A 15,016-nucleotide genomic window follows, 5' to 3' on the forward strand; every position below is an offset into this window, starting at 1 on the left:
CGGTTTCTTGCTCCGCACGCCGCGACATGGGATAACCGTCACTCACGGAAGGAGAACATTTATGCCGACAGGCGCAACAAAACTAGGCGGATGGCTGTTGATGGCCGCCATGCTGGGCGTGAGCGGATGCGCCAAACCCCCTGAGCCGGAAAAGCCTCCGCAGCCTGTACCGCCGGTCACACCGATGCGGGGCATCTGGCTGTCCACGGTCATTGGATTGGACTGGCCGCCGGCGGCCTCGCTGAAAGCGGAATCCCCGCAAGAGCGGGCGCGCCTGCAGAAGCAGGGGCTGACGGACGCGCTGGACGACATGGTGAAAACCGGGATTAACACGGTGTATTTTCAGGTTAAACCGGACGGAACGGCCCTGTGGCGTTCTGACATCTTGCCCTGGTCGGAGGTATTGACCGGCACCGTGGGCCAGGATCCCGGTTATGATCCGCTGGCCTTTATGCTGACAGAAGCGCACCGGCGCGGCATCAAGGTCCACGCCTGGCTGAACCCTTATCGGGTTTCCATAAATACCCGACAGCAAACGATAGATGCACTTAATCATACGCTGCAGTCGCCGCCGGCCAGCGTCTATGCGCTGCATCCCGACTGGATCCGCACCGCCAGCGATCGCTTCGTGCTCGATCCTGGTCTGCCCGACGTGCGCAACTGGATCACCGGCGTGGTGGCTGAAGTTGTCAAAAACTATGATGTCGACGGCATTCAGTTTGACGATTATTTCTATTACGAAACGCCGCAATCGCCGCTGGATGATGAAAGGACGTATCGCGAATACGGCCAAGGGTTTGCAGACAAAGCCGCCTGGCGAAGAGACAATACGCTGCAATTGATAAAACAGGTTTCCGCCACCGTCAAAGCGTTGAAGCCCGCAGTCGCGTTTGGCGTCAGCCCGGCGGGCGTATGGCGAAACCAAGCGGACGATCCTGCCGGCTCGGCGACGCGGGCCGGCGCGCCGTCGTACGATACGGCCTATGCCGATACGCGCCAGTGGGTCAAGCTGGGGCTGCTCGACTACATCGCACCGCAGCTGTATTGGCCTTTTGATCGTGAAATTGTCCGCTACGACGTGCTGGCCAACTGGTGGGCCGAGGTGGTGAAAGGCACGCCGGTTCGGCTTTATGCCGGGGTGGCGCTGTATAAAGTGGGTACGCCATCGGCCAGCGAGCCGGCCTGGACCGTCGACGGCGGCGTCCCCGAGCTGAAAAGGCAGTTGGATCTCAACGAGAGCCTGCCGGGGATGGGGGGAACCATCCTGTTCCGGCAACGTTATCTGACCGAGCCGCAAACGGATAAGGCCGTGAACTACCTGCGCACCCGCTGGAAAACCGGTCAATAATCACAGGCTCCGGCATGACGGGCCGCGGCAAGTCGCCGCGGCTTTTTCTTTTCAGAGACGGGCCGCTTCCGGCAGGCGTTTCAGGTAATGCACCACCAGCAGCGCCAGCAACAGCATCAGGCTGATGAACGCCGCCACGCCATTCCAGCCGAAGCTGTGCCAGAACACGCCGCCGAGGGTGCCGGCCACGCTGGAGCCGACGTAATAGCAGAACAGGTACAGCGACGACGCCTGGCCTTTGGCGCGGCGCGCGCGGCGGCCAATCCAGCTGCTGGCCACCGAGTGGGCGGCGAAGAAACCGGCGGTGAACAGCATCATGCCGATAAAGATCGCCGGCACCTGCGGCAGCGCGGTAATCAGGATCCCGATCAGCATAATCACGATCGACGCCAGCAGCACCGGGCCGCGCCCGAAGCGTGAGGTGAGCGCGCCGGCCTTGGGCGAGCTGTAGGAACCGGTGAGGTACACCACCGACAGCAGGCCGACCACCGCCTGGCTCAGGTGATAAGGATCCGCCAGTAGGCGATAACCGATGTAGTTGAACAGGGTGACGAAGCTGCCCATCAGCAGGAAACCCTCCGCGAACAGCAGCGGCAGCCCCTTATCGTGCCAATGCAGTTTGAAGTTGATCAGCAGGGTGCGGGGGCGCAGCGAGCTGGCGCGAAAATGCCGCGAGGCAGGCAGGATACGCCAGAACATGCAGGCGGCGGCGAGGGCGAACAGGCCGATGACGCCAAGCGATACGCGCCAGGAAAAGAAATCGGTCAACACCCCGGTCACCAGGCGGCCGCTCATGCCGCCGATCGAGTTGCCGCTGATATACAGCCCCATCGAGAAGGCGACGAAGCTCGGATGGATCTCTTCGCTGAGGTAGGTCATGCCGACCGCCGCCACGCCGCTCAGCGACAGGCCGATCAGCGCGCGCATCAGCAAAATGCCGTGCCAGCTGGTCATAAAGGCGCAAATCAGCGTGCAAACCGCCGCCAGCAGCAGCGCCACCACCATCACCGACTTGCGGCCGATGGCGTCGGACAACGGCCCGGTAAACATCAGGCCGATCGCCAGCAGGCCGGTGGAGACCGAAAGCGACAGGCTGCTTTCCGCCGGCGAGACGCCGAAATCTTGCGACAGCACCGGCAGGATCGGCTGCACGCAGTAGAGCAGCGCGAAGGTTGCCAGCCCGGCGGAAAACAGCGCCAGCGTCACGCGCATAAACTGCGGCGTGCCGCGTTCGATATAGGGGAGTTTGTTGTTGAGGGTGGAGCGTTTTACTTTTGGCGCAGCGGCCGCGTCATCGTTGGCGGCCAGCGTCGACGGCATCGCGGCCGCAGAACGCACAGGGGTTGTCACAGCGTTTCCTTACCGAACTTCGGGGAGATAAACAGACAGGTTACAGATAACAAAATGATAGGGAGCGGCGATTTTTTTGTCTAATATATTAATAATTCAAATTAAGACGTTTTAAATATGAATATCGAACTGAGACACCTGCGTTACTTTATCGCCGTGGCGGAAGAGTTGCATTTTGGCCGCGCCGCCGAGCGGTTGCGCATCTCCCAGCCTCCGCTCAGCCAGCAAATTCAGGCGCTGGAAGAGATGGTCGGCGCGCGCTTGCTGGCGCGCAACAACCGCAACGTCAGCTTGACGCAGGCCGGGGAGATGTTCCTCAAAGAAGCCTATCAGGTGCTCGATCAGGTCGGGCGCGCGGCGGAAAAGGCGGCGCGCCTGGATCGCGGCGAACTGGGGGAAATGACCATCGGCTTTACTTCTTCCGCGCCCTTTATCGGCGTGGTGGCGCGCAGCCTGCGCGCCTTTCGCCAGCAGTCCCCGCAGGTGCACATCAAGATGCGCGAAATCAACACCAAACAGCAGATCGAACCGCTGCTGAACGGTGAGCTGGATCTGGGGGTGATGCGCAATACGCGGCTGCCGGAGGCGCTGCACTATCAGCTGCTGCTGCGTGAGCCGCTGGTGGCGGTGGTGCCGGAAGGGCATCCGCTGGCGGAAACGCCCGGCGGCGCGCTGCGGTTTCAACACTTGGCGCGGGAACCGTTCGTGTTCTTCTCGCGCGAAGTGGGCACCGCGCTGTACGACGAAATTCTGCTGCTGCTCGGCAAAGCCGGCATTACCCCGTATATCACCCAGGAAGTGGGGGAAGCGATGACCATCATCGGGCTGGTCTCCGCCGGATTGGGCGTCTCGATTCTGCCGGCGTCTTTCGCCCGGGTGAGGGTGGACGGCGTGCGCTATTTGCCGCTGGCGGAGCCGGACGCCACCACCGAAGTGTGGCTGGTGCATCACCGCCGCCGGCCGCTGACCGCTGCCGCGCAGGCGCTGATGGCGTTGATGCTGAAATGACGTTGAACTTGGGCAAATAAAAATCAATTCACGCTGAAATTGCGAGGAATTTGTGCAGCAAATCACATAACTAATCAAATAGTTGACGCTGTATGACAAAAGCCCCACCATAACCCCTAGTCTTTATTTAGAAGCGCGAAAAATAGTAGGAGCAGGTTTGTGATTGCGGTTGGGCAGCCTGGGCATATCGATCAAATCAAGCAGACCAATGCGGGGGCGGTTTATCGGCTAATCGATCAACTGGGCCCGATTTCGCGTATCGAACTGTCAAAACGCGCGCAGCTGGCGCCCGCCAGCATCACCAAGATCGTGCGCGAGCTGCTGGAAGCCCATCTGGTCAAGGAAACCGAGTACCAGGAAATCGGCAGCCGGGGCCGCCCGGCGGTGGGGCTGGTGCTGGACACCGAGGCCTGGCATTACCTGTCCGCCCGTATCAGCCGCGGCAGCATCACGCTGGCGCTGCGCGATCTCAGCAGTAAACTGGTGGTGGAGGAGCAGCTGCCGCTGGCGGCCGAACACCCCGAACCGCTGCTGAAACGCATCCTGACCGAAGTCGACCAATTCTTTATCCGCCACCAAAGCAAGCTGGAACGGCTGACGGCGATCGCCATCACGCTGCCGGGCATGATCGACGTGCAGTCCGGCGTGGTGCATCGCATGCCGTTTTACGATGTGCTGGAGATGCCGCTCGGCCCGGCGCTGGAAACCCGCACCGGCCTGCCGGTTTACCTGCAGCACGACATCAGCGCCTGGACCATGGCCGAGGCGCTGTACGGCGCCTCGCGCGGCAGCCAGAACGTGATTCAGGTGGTGATCGACCACAACGTCGGCGCCGGGGTGATCACCGGCGGCCACGTGCTGCACGCCGGCAGCCACAGCGTGGTGGAGATCGGCCACACCCAGGTCGATCCCTACGGCAAACGCTGCTACTGCGGCAACCACGGCTGTCTCGAAACCGTGGCCAGCATCGAGAACATGCTGGAGATCGCCCAGCAGCGGCTGAGCGGCTCGATGAGCTCCAGCCTGCACGGCGCGCCGCTGACCGTCGAATCGCTGTGTGACGCCGCGCTGGCGGGCGATCAGCTGGCGCGGGACATCATTCTCGGCGTCGGCCACAGCGTGGGGCGGATTCTGGCTATCATGGTCAACCTGTTCAATCCGGAGAAGATCCTGGTGGGCTCGCCGCTCAACCGCGCGGCGGAGATCCTGCACCCGGCCATCGCCTCCTGCATTCGCCAACAGGCGCTGCCGGCCTACAGCGAGCAGGTCAAGGTCGAATCCACGCAGTTCTTCAATCAGGGCACCATGCCCGGCGCGGCGCTGGTGAAAGAGGCGCTGTACAATGGTTCATTGCTGGTGCAACTGCTGCAAGGCTAACATCAGAACTTCTTATTAATCCTGCAAAAGATTGAGCTACCTCAAGCCCCTACGCGGCAGCATCCCCTAGAATTTTTCCGAAAGACTTCTTCGCCGCCGGTGCGGCGATACATTGTTAACGGGGCATTCTGGGGCATTTTATTCATGTTGAAGCGTTTATTTGTGACAGGCACGGATACCGACGTCGGTAAAACCGTGGTTTCCCGCGGGTTGATGCAGGCGCTGGCCGCCGAAGGCCGTTCGGTGGCCGGCTACAAGCCGATCGCCGCGCGCTGCCAGGAAACCAGCGAGGGCATCCGCAATAAAGACGCTTTGGTATTGCAGGCATCTTCAACCCTGCCGCTGTCCTACGAGGAGATCAATCCCATCACCTGCCTGGATGAGGTGTTTCACGCGCATGCGACCGAGGACATCAACTATGGCGTGATGAGCAGCGGTCTGCGGGATCTGTCCGCCAAAGCCGATACGGTGGTGGTGGAAGGCAGCGGCGGCTGGCGGGTGCTGATGAACGATCTGCGGCCTTACGCCGAGTGGGTGGTGCAGGAACAGCTGCCGGTGGTGCTGGTGGTGGGCATCAAGCTGGGCTGCGTCAGCCACGCGTTGCTGACCGCACAGTCGATTATCAATGACGGCCTGCCGTTGCTGGGCTGGGTCGCCAACCGCATCAATCCGGGGTTGGCGCACTATGCCGAAACCATCGCGGCGCTGCAGCAGCGCATTTCCGCGCCGCTGCTGGGTGAGATCCCGTATCTGCCGCGCGCGGAGCAGCGCGAACTGGCGCACTATCTCGACATTTCCACGCTGCTGCGCTAGCGCGCTCAGGCCAGCAAAGGGGCCAACAAACGGGCGGAGACAAACAGCCCCAGGCCGTACACCGTATGCACCAGCAGGCTGATGATGCGGCTACGCGTCGGATTGGGGGTGTTCGCCGCCGCTACGCCAAAGCCCAACGCCGGCTGCATCACGAAGAAGGGCGCCGCCAGGCTCAGCCAGCCGCTCAGCAGCGCGACCAGCGGCGTCGGCGCGGCGTACCACACGATGCCCGCCAAGCCGAGCGGGATAAAGGCGAAGGCGACGCCGATCGCGTAGTGCAGCAGCCATCCCATCGCTTTTTCTCCCCGTCGCACCGGCGCCGCCATGATCGGAGCGTGATAAAACCGGCCGTCGAACAGGCCGATAAACCAGCGGCCAACCAGCGCGTAGTTAAGGGGCGGGATGCCCAGCACGCGCTTTTGCACGATGGCCCACAGATCGGTGCACAGCGTGGCGCCCACCCCGGCCAGCATAATCATCAGTAAAATTTCTGTCGTCATTTTCGTGCCCTTAAAGTCACTCATGGTGTAATGTGCGCACAGTGTGCAACTTAAAGTCGACTTCAAGTCAATGGCAAAAGAACTGGATATTGGCGAGGTGGCGCGTTTGAGCGGCATCGCGCCCTCGGCGCTGCGGCATTACGAGAAAAAAGGGCTGATCGCGTCGATAGGCCGCAATGGTTTACGTCGCCAATACGCCGCTGGGGTGCTGGATCAACTGAAGCTGATCGCCCTCGGGCGGCTGGCGGGATTTACGCTGGATGAGATCGCCTCGCTGTTTGACGAGCGGGGACGCATTGCCCTCGATCGCCGGCTGCTGGCGGCGCGGATTGAAGAACTGGATCGCACCCTGCGGCGTCTGGGGCAGGTGCGCGCCGGTTTGCAGCACATGGTCGATTGCCCTGAACCGGAACACCTGCAGTGCCCGCAGTTCAGGAAGCTGCTGCAGCAGGGCGAGTTTTAAGCCTCGCGTTTGGGCGGTGGCGCGGTGTGGTATACCGATACCGGCCGCAGGCCGCGCGACACGGTGGTGGCGATCACGCAGGCCAGCAGAATGCCGGGCAGCAGCGCGTATTCGCCGGTCATTTCAAACACCATCAGCGCCGCCATGATCGGCGCATGGGTGGTGGCGGCCAGCAGGGTGGCCATGCCGGTCAGCGCCAGCAGCAGCGGCACCGCCGCATCCATGCCTGGCCACAGGCCGAACAGCTGACCGATGATAGAACCGAGCGCGGCGCCGACGAACAGCGTCGGGGTGAAGACCCCGCCGGGCGCGCCCGACCCGCTGCTGGCGAGGATCGCCAACAGCTTGCATACCAGGATCGCGCCCAGCAGCAACACCCCCGGCGGCGCGATCAGCAGCGCCTGCACCACGCTGTAACCGTTGCCCCACACCTGTGGGAACAGCAGCGAAAGCAGCCCGACGATCAGGCCGCCCAGCGCCAGCTGCAACGGCGGCTTCAACCGCAGCGATCGGAACGCGCGGCCGGTGGCGGTCATCAACCACAAAAACAGCGGCCCGCCGGCGCCGGCCACCACGCCGACCAGCGCCATCAGCAGGTATTGCGTCGGCAGAGGGGCGGCGAGCGGCGTCACCAGGTAGAGCGGCGCCTGGCCGCCGTTAAGCAGGTTGGTCATCAGCAGGGCGCTCACTGCGGCGATCACCACCGGGCCGAGCGAGGCCAGCATCAGGGTGCCGAACAGGATCTCGGCGATAAACAGGCTGCCCGCCAACGGCGCATGATAGGCGCTGGCCATCCCGGCGGCGGCGGCGCAGGCCACCCACAGTTTCCATTCTTTCTCGTGCGTAAAGCGCTGGGCGAAGAGCGATCCCACCAGCGCCGCCAGCAGGATCATCGCGCCTTCACGGCCGATGGCGCTGCCGCTCGACACCACCAGCAGCGACGCCAGACACTTCACCAGACTGGCGCCGGTATCCAGCTTGCCGTTGCCGGTCTCAATCGCTTCCATATAGTCGGTGGGCGCCGCCGGACGCTGGTGACGGTAGCGCTGGTGAATATACAGCAGCAGGCCCGCCGCCAGACCGCCCAGGGCGGGCGTCAGCGCGCGTCGCCAGCCGGGCAGCGCGGCGGCGGCGGCCACCAGGCTACCGTCGGCATTGCCGAGCAGCAGCCACTCGAGGCCAATCATCGAACGGTGGAACAGCCACACCGCCAGGGCGGCGGCGACGCCGATAAACACGGCGATAAACAGGCTGCGCAGCAGGGCGCGATAGTGGTGCAGGTGGACCAATCTTTTCATGCGTGGGCGGCGTCGTGAGAAAAATCAAAGGGTCATCAGCGCATTGTGCTTGGCGCTCCGGCCGATGACCAGTGAATCTTTAGCAAACTGCGGCATAGGCGGGGCGGCGAGCGCCCCGGCGGGGGTTATTGCGGCGTCAACACCCGGCGCGTGCGGCCGGAGCTGAGGTAGTCGGCGATATAATCCTGCGAGATTTCGCCGCTGTAGCGGCCGTCTTCATCGACGATCGGCATCCAGGAGGTGTTGTGTTCGTACAGCTTGGACAGCACTACGCGCAGGTTCTCCTCCGCGCGGGCGGTGACGCGAAAGCGGTGCAGGCTGTCGGCGCACACCCCGGGCGCGCCGCGCGCCTCACGGCGTTTGACGTAGCCCAGCGGTTTGCCGTCGGCGTCCACCACCGTCACCGAACGTGCATCGATATCGTCCATCAATCCGAATGCCTCTGTCAGCGGCGTTTCCCGCCGCACCGTCACCGTCTCTTGTTGATCGGCCACGTCGCCGGCCTGCACCAGCAGCAGGCGCTTCAGCGTGCGATCCTGGCCGACAAAGGAGGCGACGAAGTCGTTCGCCGGGCGCGCCAGCAGCTCATCGGCGCTGGCGTTCTGCACGATCTTGCCCTGGCGGAACACCGCGATGCGATCGCCGAGCTTCAGCGCTTCGTCGATGTCGTGGCTGACCAGCATCACGGTCTTTTTTAGCTGGCGCTGCATGTCGAGAAACTCGTTCTGGATGGTTTCGCGGTTGATCGGGTCCACCGCGCCGAAAGGTTCATCCATCAGCAGCACCGGCGGATCGGCGGCCAGCGCGCGGATCACGCCGATGCGCTGTTGCTGCCCGCCGGACATCTCTTTCGGGTAGCGGTGCAAAAAGCGCTTGGGATCCAGCGCCACCATGCTCATCAGCTCCTCGGCGCGATCGTGGCAGCGTTTTTTGTCCCAGCCCAGCATGCGCGGCACTACGGTGATGTTCTCCTCGATGGTCATGTTGGGGAACAGACCGATTTGTTGGATGACGTAGCCGATTTTGCGGCGCAGGCTGACGGTATCCAGCGCGCTGGTGTCTTCACCGTTGATAAGAATGGTGCCGCCGGTGGGTTCGATCAGGCGGTTGATCATCTTCAGCGTGGTGGTTTTGCCGCAGCCGGAAGGGCCGAGCAGCACGCAGATTTCGCCTTCCGGCACGTCCAGATTGATGTTGTCGACGGCGTTGAACGGTGTGCCGTTCTTCTGCATGAACTGTTTGGTCAGATTTTCCAATTTAATCATGAGCGGATCCCCTTGGGCGTGAGCGCAATTTGCAAGCGGTGCAATAACCAATCGAGGACGATCGCCAGCAGGCTGATCATCACGGCGCCGGTAATCAACTGGCGGATGTCGCTGCTGCTGATGCCGTTGAGCAGCAGCAGGCCGAGGCCGCCGGCGCCGATCACCGCGGCGATCGCCATCACGCCGATATTCATCACCACGGCGGTGCGAATGCCGCCGAAAATGACCGGCAGCGCCACCGGGATCTCCACCCAGCGCAGGCGTTGCCAGAACGTCATGCCGATGCCGCGGCCGGCTTCGCGCAGCCCGCCGGGCAGGTTGTCGAGCGCGGTGTGGGTATTGCGCACGATCGGCAGCAGCGAGTAGAGGAACACCGCGGTGATCGCCGGTACGTAGCCAATGCCGTGGCCGATTAAGGAAAACAGCGGGATCATCAGCCCGAACAGGGCGATGGAGGGCACGGTCAGCACCAGCGTGGCCAGGCTCAGCACCGGCGTCGCCAGCCATTTGTGGCGGACGATCAGCACGCCGAGCGGCACGCCGATCAGGATCGCCAGGCCGACGGCGATGCCGACCAGCAGCAGGTGTTCCAGCGTCAATCCGGCGATATAGGCCCAGTTTTGCCAGGCGTAAAGTAAGGTATTCATCATGCCTCCTAAATCAGGCCGCGCTGCTTGAGGAACGCGTCGGCGACCTGTTGCGGCGTCTGGTAGTCGATATCCACCTTGGCGTTAAGCTCGGTGATCACCTGATTGTTGAACTGTTTCGACAGCGTGTTCAGCGCCGCTTCCAGCCCCGGCGTGTTTTGCAACACGTCGGCGCGCACCACCGGCGTGACCGCATAGCTCGGGAAATAGCCTTTGTCGTCTTCCAGCACCTGCAGATCGAAGCCTTTCACCCGGCCGTCGGTGGTGTACACCAGCCCGGCGTCGACGAAACCGTCGCGGATGGCGTTGTAGACCAGGCCGGGGTCCATCTGGCGGATTTGCGGGCGATCCAGCGGCATGTCGTACAGCGCCTGCATCGGTTTCAGACCGTCCGAACGGCCGGCGAACTCCAGATCCAGCCCCAGCAGCCAGTTGTGTTTCGGGTCGGTTTTACGCACCTGTTCCACTTTGGCCACCAGCTGCGACATCGTGCGGATCTGCTCTTTTTCCGCGCGCCGGCGCTGCATGGCGAAGGCATAGGTGTTGTTCATGTCCGCCGGCTGCAGCCACACCAGGCCGAGTTTGGCGTCGAGCTTTTTCACCGTGTCGTAGGTCTCCTGCGGCGACATGCGCTTATTGATGTGGTTAAAGATGATCAGCGAGGTGCCGGTGTATTCCCAGGTCATGTCGATCTGTTTGTTGATCATCGCGTTGCGGGTGATCACCGTAGCCAGATTGGTTTTGGGTTCGACCTGAAAACCTTTGGCCCGCAGGTATTGCACGGTGATCGCCGACAGAATGCGCTGTTCGGTAAAGTTCTTGCTCGCCAGCGTCAGCGGGGCGGCCCAGGCGGCCGCGCCAGTCATCAGCAAGGAGAACAGCAGCGCGTGGCGGAGTCGTTGTAACCATCGAGTCATCGCGTTTCTCCCATCAGGATGCGGTGTGCGGGCTGAGCCGGCGGCCGAGACCGGCCAGCGCCAGATCGAGCAGCAGGGCGATCAGCGCGGTGGCGGCGGCGCCGAGGATCAGCGTCGGGAAGTCGTTCAGGTAGATGCCGGGGAAGATCAGCTCGCCGTAGCTGCTGGCGCCGATCAAAAACGCCAGCGGCGCGGTGCCGACGTTAATTGCCATCGCGATGCGCACCCCGGCGAAGATCACCGGCAGGGCGTTGGGCAGTTCGACCTGGCGCAGCCGCTGTCCGGCGGTCATGCCAATACCGTTGGCGGCCTCGACCAGCGCCGGCGGCACCGAACGCAGGCCGGCATAGGTATTGCGCACGATAGGCAGCAGCGAGGCGAGGAACAACGCCACCACCGCCGGCCGGTCGCCGATGCCGATGATCACCATCGCCAGCGCCAGCACCGCCAGCGGCGGCAGGGTGTTGCCGACGTTAAAGATCTGCATCACGTGCTCCGCCCAGCGGCGGGCGAAAGGGCGGCTCAGCAGGATGCCGCTGGGAATGCCGACCAGCAACGACAGCAGCATGGAACACACCACCAGGAACATGTGCTGCTGACCGAGGTAAATCAAATCTTCCCGGCGCGACTTGAGGGTTTCCCAACCGATGCCGTAAACCAGCAGCGCGATGACGGCGATAAACAACAGGCTCCCGAGGAGCAGGCGCCGATATGGCGCTGACTTGTGCATGATGTTGCGTCCTCCGTTGCGCGGAGCGGCCGAAGAGACGGCGCATTCCGCTCTGATTGTTGCCCACGGCCCGGCGGGCGTGGCGGTACAAAACGGGCGTTTCGCATGAGGTTAGCGACATTGAGCGAAGGGTGCGTTCGGCACAGCGTGCTGAACGTAGGCTCAATACGTGAGTTAATCAGCATAAGATACTGATATTTAAACCCGAGAAAGCACGGGGCCCAAAGGCGCCGGCTAGGGAAGGTATAGCACCCTGTCGTTGACCGTGCCAAGTTTTATGAGCAAAATCAGCTGATTGAGTTTGCCCGTATTGGCGCCGCAGCCCGCGTCAGCGCTGGGATGCGGGTAAAGTGAAAAAAATCCACGGCAAAACGTTACGCCGTAACAGTTAGTCCAAATGGTGCGATTCGCTATCGGCAACGGCGGGATGTGAGGGCGGATAGACTTGGCGCTGGCGCTTGCTGATATACTCAGGGAAAATAAAAACGCCAGGAAACCTGCATAACGCCATGACAAATAACGTTTCACCCGCACCCATCGCTCACCGCCCGCTGATCCTTATCGCCTGCATGCTGGCGATGTTCATGTCGGCGATCGAAGCCACCATCGTCGCCACCGCCATGCCGACCATCATCGGCGATCTCGGCGGCTTCTCGCTGCTGGGCTGGGTGTTCGCGGTCTATTTGCTGGCGCAGGCGATCACCATTCCCATCTACGGCCGGCTGGCGGATCTCTACGGCCGCAAGCGGGTGTTCTTCTTCGGCGCGACGCTGTTCCTGCTGGGATCGGTGCTGTGCGGCTTCGCCCCCGACATGTATTGGCTGATCGGCTTCCGCTTATTGCAGGGATTGGGCGCCGGCGCCATCATGCCGATCGCGTCCACCATCATCGGCGACATCTACAGCGCCACCGAACGGCCGAAGGTGATGGGCTACCTGTCGAGCGTGTGGGGCGTATCGGCGATCATCGGCCCGCTGCTGGGCGCGTTTATCGTGCAACACCTGCCGTGGGCGCTGGTGTTCTGGGTCAACCTGCCGATCGGCCTGTTGGCGATGTTCTTCCTCTGGCGCTATCTGCCGGCGCATCAGCAACTGCGGCGGCACGCGCTGGATCTGGCGGGCACCGCCTGGCTGACGCTGTTCGTTTCGGCGCTGCTGCTGGCGCTGTTGCAGATGGAAAGCCTCGGATGGTGGGTGGCGCCGTTGCTGGCGCTGGCGGCGGCGTCGCTGGCGCTGTTGATACGTCAGGAGCGGCGCGCGGTCGAACCGCTGTTCCCGCTGGCGCTGTGGCAAAGCCGGGTGATCGTCGCCGGCAACATCGGCGGGCTGGTGATTGGCGCGGCGATGATGGGCATCAGCGCCTTTCTGCCCACTTTCATTCAGGGCGTGATGGGGGGCTCGCCGCTGGAGGCGGGCACCACGCTGGCGCTGATGTCGATTGGTTGGCCGTTGGCCAGCACGCTGAGCGGCCGTTTGATGCTGATGACTTCGTATCGCGCCACGGCGCTGCTGGGCGCACTGCTGTTGGTGGCAGGCGGCCTGATCCTGCTGATGTTGCAGCCGAACGGCGGTCTGCTGTGGGGCCGGGTGGCGGCGTTTATGGTCGGCGCCGGCATGGGATTGTGCAACACGACGTTTTTAGTGTCGGTGCAGAACGCGGCGCATTACAGCATTCGCGGCATTGCCACCGCCTGTACGGTGTTTACCCGCATGGTGGGCTCGGCCATCGGCACCGCGATTTTGGGCGCCACGCTGAACCTCAACCTGCAGTGGCGTTTGCCGGAAATTGACGATCCGGTGCAGCGTCTGATGGAGCCGGCGGTGCGCCAGAGCATGGGGAGTGAGGCGCTGGCGCAGCTTATCCAGCAGGTGGCGGCTTCGCTGCATTGGGTGTTCCTGGTGTCGGCGTTGGTGTCGTTGCTGGCGCTGGCGGCGGCGATGCTGATCCCCGCGCGTTGTCGGCCGCAAGGCGAAGAGGAAGAGGCGGAGCAGGCGTAAAGGAAAAGGAAAGGGCGCGGCTGTTGCGCGCCCTGGGTAGCCGATGCGGCTTACTGCGCGTTGGAGGTGTCCTGGCTGGTGCCGGTCTGCGCCGCGTCACCACTATCGTCGCCATTGTTCAGGCGGGTATAAACGATCTTCTGGGTGTCGTTTTCGCAGTGGCCGACCACCTGGCCGCCCGCTTGATCGGCCTGATCGTTAGGCACGATCTCCAGTTTGAAGCCGGACTCCGGAACGCCGTTATTGACGATTTTTTGCGAAATGTCCGCTTTCACGCTTTCACAGGAGGCCAGGGCCGCCAATGGGGCGCCGGCCAGCAATACAGCGGTTAATATCAGCGTTTTCTTCATCACGTCATCCTTTTAGACAATGAACTTCCTGTAACAGGATAGCAGCAACGGCGGCCGGGTTTCACGCATGCCCGCCCGCCGCAGGCGGATTAAGGATTAATCCGACGCCCGGTCTGGCGATCCAGGCATTTACGGGTGTCCGGTTCCCAGTAGGCGTTGACGTTGTTGCTGTCGTTGCAGCGGTCTTCGTCATCCGCCGCGCGATCGGCCTTGTCGAACTCTTTCTCGACGCGGGTGTTGACCTTGTGGCGCAGGGATTTGGTATCATTCCACTGCTCTTTGCTTTGGCGCGCTTCTTCGGTGCTCATCGCGCCGCTGCCTTTGCCATCGACGGTGACGCAGGTGCTGCCCTGCGTGCAGGTGGCGGCCAGCGCCGGCGCCTGCCAGGCGCTCATGACGGCCAGCATGGCGACCGGCAGCATCCCGCGCAGCAGTCGTTGGGTCGAAAATGTTTTCATCGTTTCATCCTTATGAGTGAGTGCGCCTGATGATGGCGGCACTGGCGTTACCTCGCCCGCAGGCGTGGTGATAAATATACCACCGCGCTCCTGGAATTCACCAGCCAAGCGCCGATTCGTTTACTTTATCGAGAGAAAACTGCGACCGATGTTAAAAACTACGCTGTTGTTTTTCGCCACCGCCCTGGCTGAAATTATCGGCTGTTTCCTGCCTTACCTGTGGCTCAAGAAGCAGGGCAGCGTCTGGCTGCTGCTGCCGACGGCATTGAGCCTGATGCTGTTTGTCTGGCTGTTGACGCTGCATCCGGCGGCCAGCGGGCGGGTCTATGCGGCCTACGGCGGTGTGTATGTGGCGACCGCGCTGCTGTGGCTGCGGGTGGTGGACGGGGTCAAGCTGTCTGCGCTGGATTGGGTCGGCGCCGGCGTGGCGCTGGCGGGCATGCTGATTATCGTTTCCGGCTGGCGCGCGGCCTGAGGAAACGCGGCGGGAGTTGC

At 62.6% G+C, this 15,016-nt stretch carries 16 protein-coding genes; 7 read left to right on the forward strand and 9 right to left on the reverse strand.

What is annotated here, in order from left to right:
• The first annotated feature begins 61 nt into the window (after positions 1-61).
• Entirely contained in the window at positions 62-1,348 is a 1,287-nt protein-coding gene (locus ACTJJ6_RS04305; RefSeq protein ID WP_440802203.1) for a glycoside hydrolase family 10 protein, read from the forward strand.
• A 51-nt stretch (positions 1,349-1,399) separates the two neighbouring features.
• On the opposite strand, the gene ACTJJ6_RS04310 is transcribed toward ACTJJ6_RS04305, so the two are convergent.
• Complete coding sequence (locus tag ACTJJ6_RS04310; RefSeq protein WP_170913122.1) at positions 1,400-2,668, reverse strand: MFS transporter; 1,269 nt, start codon at positions 2,666-2,668, stop codon at positions 1,400-1,402.
• 147 nt (positions 2,669-2,815) lie between these two features.
• On the opposite strand from ACTJJ6_RS04310, the gene ACTJJ6_RS04315 reads away from it, so the two are divergent.
• From ACTJJ6_RS04315 to bioD, 3 genes are all read left to right on the forward strand, one after another.
• Positions 2,816-3,706, forward strand: coding sequence for a LysR family transcriptional regulator (locus ACTJJ6_RS04315; protein ID WP_049298953.1), 891 nt, complete (start codon positions 2,816-2,818; stop codon positions 3,704-3,706).
• A 159-nt stretch (positions 3,707-3,865) separates the two neighbouring features.
• The gene (gene mlc / locus ACTJJ6_RS04320) at positions 3,866-5,083 is read left to right on the forward strand and encodes a sugar metabolism global transcriptional regulator Mlc (protein ID WP_004938526.1); all 1,218 of its coding nucleotides are present in this window, start codon (positions 3,866-3,868) and stop codon (positions 5,081-5,083) included.
• Positions 5,084-5,227: 144 nt separating this feature from the next.
• Complete coding sequence (bioD, locus tag ACTJJ6_RS04325) at positions 5,228-5,896, forward strand: dethiobiotin synthase (RefSeq protein ID WP_004938529.1); 669 nt, start codon at positions 5,228-5,230, stop codon at positions 5,894-5,896.
• Between the two features lie 5 nt (positions 5,897-5,901).
• On the opposite strand, the gene ACTJJ6_RS04330 is transcribed toward bioD, so the two are convergent.
• The gene (locus ACTJJ6_RS04330) at positions 5,902-6,396 is read right to left on the reverse strand and encodes a DUF2938 family protein (RefSeq protein WP_049298957.1); all 495 of its coding nucleotides are present in this window, start codon (positions 6,394-6,396) and stop codon (positions 5,902-5,904) included.
• Between the two features lie 70 nt (positions 6,397-6,466).
• Here ACTJJ6_RS04330 and ACTJJ6_RS04335 point away from each other — a divergent pair, with 70 nt between their 5' ends.
• Entirely contained in the window at positions 6,467-6,859 is a 393-nt protein-coding gene (locus ACTJJ6_RS04335; protein WP_016927863.1) for a helix-turn-helix domain-containing protein, read from the forward strand.
• Here ACTJJ6_RS04335 and clcB read toward each other — a convergent pair.
• From clcB to ACTJJ6_RS04360, 5 genes are all read right to left on the reverse strand, one after another.
• Positions 6,856-8,157 (reverse strand): voltage-gated ClC-type chloride channel ClcB, encoded by a 1,302-nt coding sequence (gene clcB, locus ACTJJ6_RS04340; RefSeq protein WP_016927862.1) that lies wholly within the window; start codon positions 8,155-8,157, stop codon positions 6,856-6,858. The two genes, ACTJJ6_RS04335 and clcB, sit on opposite strands and share 4 nt — an antisense overlap.
• Before the next feature lie 125 nt (positions 8,158-8,282).
• Positions 8,283-9,422 carry an osmoprotectant ABC transporter ATP-binding protein OsmV gene (gene osmV, locus ACTJJ6_RS04345; RefSeq protein ID WP_021505258.1) on the reverse strand — a complete coding sequence of 380 codons (1,140 nt, stop codon included), beginning with the start codon at positions 9,420-9,422 and terminating at the stop codon, positions 8,283-8,285.
• Positions 9,419-10,069 carry an osmoprotectant ABC transporter permease OsmW gene (gene osmW, locus ACTJJ6_RS04350; RefSeq protein ID WP_004938544.1) on the reverse strand — a complete coding sequence of 217 codons (651 nt, stop codon included), beginning with the start codon at positions 10,067-10,069 and terminating at the stop codon, positions 9,419-9,421. The genes osmV and osmW overlap by 4 nt, the downstream gene beginning before the upstream one ends.
• Before the next feature lie 8 nt (positions 10,070-10,077).
• Positions 10,078-10,935, reverse strand: coding sequence for a glycine betaine ABC transporter substrate-binding protein (locus ACTJJ6_RS04355; RefSeq protein WP_227944616.1), 858 nt, complete (start codon positions 10,933-10,935; stop codon positions 10,078-10,080).
• Positions 10,936-10,999: 64 nt separating this feature from the next.
• The gene (locus ACTJJ6_RS04360) at positions 11,000-11,716 is read right to left on the reverse strand and encodes an ABC transporter permease (protein WP_004938551.1); all 717 of its coding nucleotides are present in this window, start codon (positions 11,714-11,716) and stop codon (positions 11,000-11,002) included.
• 509 nt (positions 11,717-12,225) lie between these two features.
• On the opposite strand from ACTJJ6_RS04360, the gene ACTJJ6_RS04365 reads away from it, so the two are divergent.
• On the forward strand, positions 12,226-13,713 hold the full coding sequence (locus ACTJJ6_RS04365; protein ID WP_016927859.1) for an MDR family MFS transporter: 1,488 nt from the start codon (positions 12,226-12,228) through the stop codon (positions 13,711-13,713).
• 50 nt (positions 13,714-13,763) lie between these two features.
• Here the strand turns inward: ACTJJ6_RS04365 and ACTJJ6_RS04370 are convergent, their stop codons facing one another.
• Together ACTJJ6_RS04370 and ACTJJ6_RS04375 are read right to left on the reverse strand one after the other, a co-directional pair.
• Positions 13,764-14,063, reverse strand: a complete 300-nt coding sequence (locus ACTJJ6_RS04370; protein ID WP_004938557.1) for a DUF1161 domain-containing protein — start codon at positions 14,061-14,063, stop codon at positions 13,764-13,766.
• Positions 14,064-14,152: 89 nt separating this feature from the next.
• Positions 14,153-14,521, reverse strand: a complete 369-nt coding sequence (locus tag ACTJJ6_RS04375) for a DUF1283 family protein (protein WP_049298960.1) — start codon at positions 14,519-14,521, stop codon at positions 14,153-14,155.
• A 148-nt stretch (positions 14,522-14,669) separates the two neighbouring features.
• Here ACTJJ6_RS04375 and ACTJJ6_RS04380 point away from each other — a divergent pair, with 148 nt between their 5' ends.
• Positions 14,670-14,996 (forward strand): YnfA family protein, encoded by a 327-nt coding sequence (locus ACTJJ6_RS04380; protein ID WP_440802211.1) that lies wholly within the window; start codon positions 14,670-14,672, stop codon positions 14,994-14,996.
• Positions 14,997-15,016: the final 20 nt, after the last annotated feature.

Origin of the sequence: Serratia sp. 22278 (assembly GCF_052045405.1) — a bacterium.
In the GTDB taxonomy this organism is placed as follows: Bacteria; Pseudomonadota; Gammaproteobacteria; order Enterobacterales; family Enterobacteriaceae; genus Serratia; species Serratia marcescens.